Raw genomic sequence first — 7011 nt, forward strand, 5'->3', positions numbered from 1 at the left:
GGTCAGTCCCGCCACTGCTCCGCGGGTGAGACCCCGGGAAGCGGCTTGCCGATGAGGGCCAGCGGGATGAAGAAACCGACCTGCCCGAGCCCGATGGCGAGGGTGGCGATCGCCTTCTCGTCGTAGTGCGCGGACAACCGCGCGTACAGCTCGTCGGGAACGCGCTCGCCGTGCGGGCTGGCGGTGAAGACGGCTTCCGCGGCCGCCAGCGCGGCCCGTTCGGCGTCGGTGAAGTGCGGCGCGTCCCACCAGGACGCGACGGCGTTGATGCGTGCCTCGGGCTCCCCGGCCTTGCGGAGGTTCGCGGTGTGGAAGGCGGTCAGGTAGGTGTTGCCGACGATCTGCCCGGCCCGCAGCTGCACCAGGCTGATGGTGGTCTGCGGGATCGCGCCGTTGCCGGTCGCCGCGAACAACGCCGCGCCGATCTTCCCCAGCTCGGGCACGAGCCTGGCGGGGTTCGCCAGGCGCGACTGAAGGGTTTCCTGGGTGGTGGAGGTCTCCACGGTGGCTTTCCTTTCCGGATCTTGGTCTTGCCACCGCTATGACGCACCCCGGGCCGCGGTTGTGACCGGCATCGTCCGAGCGGACCAATTGCCTGGTGGAAGGCATGAAAGGTGATTGACTCCCGCAGCGGCTGGGTACTTCTGCGACACAGCGAAACCCCACCGGCCGCGGCGCTCTCGCCGGACTGCCGCACGCCTCGCCCACCCGGAGAAGATCATGAACGACTCAGGAGCTTGGCACGACAAGTTGCAACGTCAGCAGGAAGCCATCCAGCGCAAGCGCCGGGAAGCCGCCACCACCGGCACACCCGCCCGGTGACCGGCCGTCCCACTCGGACACGCACCACGAGGCCCGCCTTCCCTTGTCCGCCAAGGGGTACCGGCGGGCCTCGTTCGGTTTGGGGCGAGTGACGTCTTTTGTGGGTCATTAAGCGGGGACCGGGTCGTTGTTGGTCCGCTCCCGGAACCTGCTCCGCCCCTGCCGTAGCTGAACAGCACCACCGCAAACTCCGCTGCGACGAGCCTGGCGCCAGCCCGTTCGAAGCCCGGCGTCGATGCACGTGACCGGCGGCCCGCGGGGCCGGCAGACCCCGCGGGCGGATCCTCACCGCAGGCCGGCGGACGGGCCGAGCAGCTCGCCGAACACCGTCACCGCGCGGTCGATCGCGTCGTCGTCGACTCCGGCGTGGGTGACCGCGCGGATGCGGTCGGTGCCCAGCTCCTCCACCTTGATGCCGCGGCGGCGAGCCGCCTCGATCAGGGTGCGGGTCGTGTAGCGGTCGTCGCGGACCTTGAAGAAGACCATGTTCGTCAGCGGCGGGCCCGGGTCCAGGCGGACACCCGGGACGCGCGAGAGACCGCGGGCCAGCCGGGCCGCGCGGGCGTGGTCGTCGGCCAGGCGTTCGGTCATCTCGGTCAGCGCGACGATGCCGCAGGCCGCGATCATCCCGGCCTGGCGCATGCCGCCGCCGAGCATCTTGCGCATTCGGCGGGCCGCCGCGATCGTCACGCGGTCACCGACCAGTACCGAGCCGATCGGCGCGCACAGGCCCTTCGACAGGCAGATCTGCACCGTGTCCGCGTGCTTGGCGATCTCCGCCGCGCTGACGCCCAGCGCCACCGCGGCGTTGAACAGCCGCGCGCCGTCGAGGTGCAGGGCGACGCCGTGCGAGCGGATCAGCCGCGAGACCTCGCTGAGGTAGTCCAGCTGCAGCGGCAGCCCGCCGCACCGGTTCTGCGGCGTCTCCAGGCTCAGCACCGCCGGCGGCGCGATCTGCGGGTCGGTGCGGTCCACCGCGCACGCCTCGGCGATCGCGGCCGGGTCGATGGTGCCGTCGGCGAGGTTGGGCAGCGGGTCGTAGACGATGCCGCCGCACAGGGACGCGCCACCCGCTTCGTAGACGTACACGTCGGACTCGTGGCCGACGATCGCCTTGCCGCCGCGCGGGCAGTGGGCCAGCAGCGCGGTCAGGTTGGCCATCGTGCCGCTCGGCATCAGGCAGCCGGCCTGCTTGCCGAGCAGCTCGGCCGCAAGCTGCTCGAGGCGGTCCACGGTCGGGTCCTCGCCGTAGACGTCGTCGCCGAGCGGGGCGCGCGCGGCGGCTTCGAGCATCGCCGGGGTGGGCAGGGTGAAGGTGTCGCTGCGGAGTTCGACGTGGGTGTCCTGGACCGGCACGGTCTCCGGGCGCAGGGTCGCGAGGTCGTCGGCGAAAGTGGTCATGACTGGGCTCCTCAGGGTCGGTGGGTGTCGATCAGCGAGCGGACGGCGTCGTCGAGGCCGACCTCGGCCTGGCTCCAGCGCCAGCGGCGTTCCTCGACGTCGGCGCGGATACGGGCGAACGCCGTCTCGGCCTCGGTGACGGCGGCAAGCACGGACTCCCGTGCCGGTCCCCCGCCGTGGGCCGCGTGCTGCGCGACCTCGGCCGGGTCGAGGGCCGCGAGGACGTGGCCGGGCTGCCCGGCCAGCCGGGTCCGGGCGACTTCGTGCAGCGGCAGCCCGGCTTCGAGGGCTTCCTTGGCCACGGCGCCGACCTCGTGGTGCGCCTGCCGGAACGGCATCCCGGCGTCGACGAGCCGTTCGGCCAGGTGCGTGGCCGCGGTCTGGCCGTCGACGGCGCGCTCGTACATCCGCTCGGGCACCGGCTCGGCCCCCTCGACGACCAGCCGCAGCAGGACGACGGCGTCGGTCGCCGCTTCGAGAGCCGACCAGGCCGGGGCGACGGCTTCGGTGCCGACGGCGATGGCGTTGGTGAACCGTGCGGTCGCCATCGCGCTCGCCGACGCCGTGAACGCGCCGAGCGGTGCCAGCGCCCGGCCCTGGACGTGCTCCAGCAGGAACGGGTTCCGCTTCTGCGGCATCATCGAGCTGGACCCGACGACGTCGTCGGCCAGCCGCAGCAGCCCGGCCTCGGCGCTGGTCCAGGCCTGCAGGTCGTGCGAGACGCGGCACAGCAGCACCCCGAGGACGGTGGCCGCGGACAGCTGCCGCAGCACCAGGTCCCGCGACGCGACGGCGTGCAGCGAGTTCGCCAGCGGCGCCGCGAAGCCGAGCAACGCCGTCGTGCGGTGCTGGTCGACCGGCAGCGAGGTGCCCCCGACCGCGCCCGCGCCGAGCGGGTTCTGGTCGAGCTCCGCCCCGGCCTGCCACAGGCCTTCGACGTCACGCACCAGCGCGCTCGCCACCCCGGCCAGGTAGTGGCCGTAGGTGATCGGGACCGCGGGCTGGTGGTGGGTGTAGGCGGGCATGGTGACGCCGGCCCAGCGCCGCGCGCGCTCCAGCAGGGCGCGGCCGAGCGCGTCGGACTCGGCGAGCAGCCGCTCGTGCGGCTCCCGCAGCCGCAGCCGCACGACGGTGGCGTTGAGGTCGTTGCGGGACCGTCCACTGTGGAGGACGCCGCCGATCTCGGCGCCGAGGGTGTCGATCAGGTACGACTCGTAGGCGAGGTAGCGGCCGCGGGGTGCGGGGACCTCGTGCAGCGGCGCGAACCGGTGCGCCCGCAGGTTTTCGATGCCCGCGAGGAGCTCGGCGGCGCGGCCGGCGTCGACGATGCCGCGTTCGGCGAGCATCACGACGTGGGCGCGGTCGACCTGGCTGATCAGGTCGAGCTCGGCGGCGATCGGGTCGGGAGCGGGTGCGGTGTCGCGGTCGAAGAGGATTTCCCGGGCCGCGGCGGCGACCGGGCTGCTCAGTCGTCCGGTGCCGCTCTTGGCGATGGTCATCGGGGTGCTCCTTCCGGGGTGTCCGGGTGGGGTTCGGGACGGTCCGGCTCCCGGTCGTCGCGCGCGCGGTCGGCGCGGGCTTCGGTGGTCCGGGCGACGGTGGTGATGAGGAACCGCAGGGTCATCGGGTTTCCCTTTCGGGGATCAGGGCTTCGCGCAGCACGTTCAGTCCCGCCACCGCGGCCGCACGGCCGGCGCGGGGCCGGTCCGCCACGGCCAGGACGTGCCCGGCCCGGTCGCGGTAGTCCCGGGCCGGCCGGACGACAGTGCCGTCGGGCCGGTACAGGCGGGCCTGCACGACTCCGGGCACCGCGGCGGCCGCAGCGATCGTGTCGCCCGCCGCGAGCACCGAGGCCGACGACGCGGTCAGGAACCGCAGCGAGGCGCACGCGCGCCGGTCCGGCCGCAGGTCGGGCTCGAGACCCAGCACCGCCGCCACCTGCGCCGCCACCAGGTCGACGCCCGTCGCCGCGCGGACCAGCTCGGGGATCATCCCGCCGGCCAGGCGCGGGTTGACCTCCATCAGGCGCGGGCCGTCCGGGGTGAGCCGGATTTCGACGTGCGCGGCGCCGAACCCGAGCCTGAGGGCGCTCACGGCCGCCCGGGCCGTGTCCGCCAGCGCCGTCTCGTCGGGCGGCGGCAGCGCGGCCGGGGTGTCGTGACCGACCTCGACGAAGAACGGGGCCGGGCCGAGGCGCTTGCGGACCACCGCCACGACGACGTCGCCGAACAGCTCGATCGAGTACTCCGGCCCGCTCGCGTACGGCTCCACCAGCACCTGGGCCGGCACCGGCAGGCCGCGTTCGTTGTGCGTCACCGAAAGCAGGGCCGCCGCCTGGGAGGCGACCGACTCGGGTGTCTCGCACCGCAGCACCCCGACACTGCCCGAGCCCTCCGCGGGCTTGAGCACCACCGGGAACTCGGTGGCCGCCGCGACGGCCGCCGCCACCGACGTCACGACCGTGCACTTCGGCGCCATAGCCGCCAGGGTGGCGCGCTGATAGGCCTTGTTGCGGCAGTCGGTGACGGCGTCCGGGTCCGGACCGGGCAGGCCCAGCTTCGCCGCGATCCGGGCCGCGACCGGGATGAAGTACTCCGAGCTGGTCGTCACGCCGGCCGGCTGGCCGATGTCGGCGGCGAGGACCGCGCACGGGTCGGCGGTGTCGGCCTGGACGACGCGGACGCCGTCCTCGGCCGCGTACGGGTAGCGGTCCGGGTCGGCCGCCGCCAGCACCGGCTCGTAGCCGAGCTCGCGGGCGCGGCGGGCGAACAGCCGTCCGGTGCCGGTGGTGTTGCTTTCGACGAGCAGCAGGGTGCGCATCACGCCGCCACGACGGGGGCCAGGCTGCGCCGGCCCCAGTTCAGCCACGTCCACGAGCCGCCGGGCTCGGCCGGGGCGACGACCTCGTACGGCTCGGCCGCGCCCGGGTGCGCCAGCCCCTGGGCCTGCAGCCACTCGTCGGAGTAGACGGTGTCCTGGTAGCGGTAACCCTCGTCCGGCAGCAGCGCGACGACGGTGGCGTCCGGGTGCTGCCGCGACCACCAGTCGGCGACCCGGAAGGACGCACCGCTGGTCGGGCCCATGAACAGGCAGTGCCGCGCGTACAGCTCGCGAGTCGCGGCGAACGCCTCCGCGGCGCCGATCCAGTGCACCTGGTCGTAGCTTTCGTGGGCCACGTTCGGCGGCACCAGGCTGTTGCCGAGCCCGCGCAGCACCCGCGGGCCGTCCGGCTGGCCGAAGATCGCGCTGCGCTGGGTGTCGACGCCGATCAGGTTCAGCTCGGGGGCGAGCATCCGCAGGAACGAGCTGGTGCCGGACGTCGACCCGCCGGAGCCGACCGCGCCGACCAGGCAGTCCGGCACGCCGATCGTCTCGGCGAGCTGCTCGGCGACCAGCGCGTAGGACGCCGGGTTGTCGGGGTTGCTGTACTGGCCGGGCACCCAGTGGTTCGGGTACTCGGCACGCAGCTCCTCGAGACGGTCGAGCCGGGCGCGCTGGAACCCGCCGACCGGGCTGGGCTTCGGGCAGATCTCGACGCGGGCACCGAGGTGCTCGAGGCGGCGCTTCAGCGGCGCGTCGATCGCCGGGTCGCCGACGATGGTGAGCGGGTAGCCACGAAGTCGGCAGACCATGGCGAGGCCGAGGCCGAAGGTGCCCGACGACGTCTCGAGGATGGTCGTGCCGGGGCCGACATCGCCGCGCTCCTCGGCGCGGTCGAGCATGAACCGGGCGGGCAGCAGCTTCATCAGGCCGAAGGCGGCGACGTGGAAGTTGGGCCGGATGCGGATGATCCGGGGCAGCTCGGTGGCTTCCACCACGGACCGGCTGACGGGGGCGGCAAGGGTCATCGGACTCACCTCTCGGTTTCGAACTGCCAGGTCTCGGTCACGCCCAGCGCGGCCAGCCGCGTCGCGGCGAACTCCAGCCGGGCCGGGGTTTCGGCGTCGGCGGTGTCGAACAGCAGGCCCGCGACGTCGCCGCTGTGGGCCACCTGGACCCCGGTGGCGCCCGCGGCCCGGGCGGCCGCGAGGACGTCGTCGAGGCCCGGGATGGGCAGGTGGCGCTGGTTGAGCAGGGTGCTGGCGGTGGCGACGCGGCCGAGCAGCCGCGCGTCACCGTCGTGGATGGCCCGGCGCAGCAGGCCGCGCAGCGGACGGAACGCCTCGATCTCCCACGACGTGTAGCGCGCGGGCGGGAGCTCCAGGGTTTCGACGCCGCGGCCGCCGGGACTGGTGCCGAAACCCAGCACGGACAGCGGCATCAGCTCGCCGAGGTCTTCGATCGGCTCGCCTTCCCGGTGCGCGAAGACCACCGCGCGGCCGCCGTACATCAGGGAGTCGGACGCGGTTTCGGCTTCGACGGCGAGCGCGCCGACCTCGGCCGGGGCGAGCCGGCGGCCGGTCGCGGCGAGCACCGCGCCGATCGCCGACGTGACGTCCGCCGTCGACGACCCGAACCCGCGGCACAGCGGGATGTCGCTGGTGATGTCGAGCAGCCCGCCCGGGACCGGGTACCCGAGCCGGGCGAGTGTCAGGTCGGCCGCGCGGCGGGCCTTGCTGCGCCACGCCGGCCGGACGGTCGTACCGGTGTCTTCGGTGGGCAAGAAGGTGGCGCGGGTGCTGTAGAGCGGGCAGGGCAGCGTGACCAGGCCGCGGCGCAGCTTGTCGCCGGTGACGAAGACCCCTTGCAGGATCTCGCCGTGGTGGGCGTCGACGCGGAAGCTGCCCGCGCGGGGGTCGGTGACGGTGGCGGGGGCCGGTGCGGCGACCGCGAGGTCCTCGGTCATGG

At 73.9% G+C, this 7011-nt stretch carries 7 protein-coding genes; all 7 read right to left on the minus strand.

The genetic code is table 11. The features are described from left to right. Positions 1-2: 2 nt before the first annotated feature. The gene (locus ACIOD2_RS04560) at positions 3-503 is read right to left on the minus strand and encodes a carboxymuconolactone decarboxylase family protein (RefSeq protein ID WP_400534364.1); all 501 of its coding nucleotides are present in this window, start codon (positions 501-503) and stop codon (positions 3-5) included. A 604-nt stretch (positions 504-1107) separates the two neighbouring features. After that, on the minus strand, positions 1108-2223 hold the full coding sequence (locus tag ACIOD2_RS04565) for a GntG family PLP-dependent aldolase (RefSeq protein WP_400534366.1): 1116 nt from the start codon (positions 2221-2223) through the stop codon (positions 1108-1110). Positions 2224-2234: 11 nt separating this feature from the next. Then, positions 2235-3722, minus strand: coding sequence for an argininosuccinate lyase (gene argH, locus ACIOD2_RS04570; protein ID WP_400534369.1), 1488 nt, complete (start codon positions 3720-3722; stop codon positions 2235-2237). Next, entirely contained in the window at positions 3719-3847 is a 129-nt protein-coding gene (locus ACIOD2_RS04575; RefSeq protein ID WP_400534371.1) for a hypothetical protein, read from the minus strand. The genes argH and ACIOD2_RS04575 overlap by 4 nt, the downstream gene beginning before the upstream one ends. Next, positions 3844-5043 (minus strand): ATP-grasp domain-containing protein, encoded by a 1200-nt coding sequence (locus ACIOD2_RS04580; protein ID WP_400535402.1) that lies wholly within the window; start codon positions 5041-5043, stop codon positions 3844-3846. The genes ACIOD2_RS04575 and ACIOD2_RS04580 overlap by 4 nt, the downstream gene beginning before the upstream one ends. Continuing rightward, the gene (locus ACIOD2_RS04585) at positions 5043-6071 is read right to left on the minus strand and encodes a pyridoxal-phosphate dependent enzyme (RefSeq protein ID WP_400534374.1); all 1029 of its coding nucleotides are present in this window, start codon (positions 6069-6071) and stop codon (positions 5043-5045) included. The genes ACIOD2_RS04580 and ACIOD2_RS04585 overlap by 1 nt, the downstream gene beginning before the upstream one ends. Positions 6072-6076: 5 nt before the next feature. Beyond that, on the minus strand, positions 6077-7009 hold the full coding sequence (locus ACIOD2_RS04590) for a kinase (RefSeq protein ID WP_400534377.1): 933 nt from the start codon (positions 7007-7009) through the stop codon (positions 6077-6079). Positions 7010-7011 lie beyond the last annotated feature (2 nt).

The sequence above is a fragment of the Amycolatopsis sp. NPDC088138 genome (assembly GCF_044741685.1).
In the GTDB taxonomy this organism is placed as follows: Bacteria; Actinomycetota; Actinomycetes; order Mycobacteriales; family Pseudonocardiaceae; genus Amycolatopsis.

Excerpts from the sequence above, each read along its gene's own strand:
- ACIOD2_RS04565 (WP_400534366.1), bottom strand. The coding sequence starts at position 2,223 with ATGACCACTTTCGCCGACGACCTCGCGACCCTGCGCCCGGAGACCGTG.
- argH (WP_400534369.1), bottom strand. The coding sequence starts at position 3,722 with ATGACCATCGCCAAGAGCGGCACCGGACGACTGAGCAGCCCGGTCGCC.
- ACIOD2_RS04575 (WP_400534371.1), bottom strand. The coding sequence starts at position 3,847 with ATGACCCTGCGGTTCCTCATCACCACCGTCGCCCGGACCACCGAAGCC.
- ACIOD2_RS04580 (WP_400535402.1), bottom strand. The coding sequence starts at position 5,043 with ATGCGCACCCTGCTGCTCGTCGAAAGCAACACCACCGGCACCGGACGG.
- ACIOD2_RS04585 (WP_400534374.1), bottom strand. The coding sequence starts at position 6,071 with ATGACCCTTGCCGCCCCCGTCAGCCGGTCCGTGGTGGAAGCCACCGAG.
- ACIOD2_RS04590 (WP_400534377.1), bottom strand. The coding sequence starts at position 7,009 with ATGACCGAGGACCTCGCGGTCGCCGCACCGGCCCCCGCCACCGTCACC.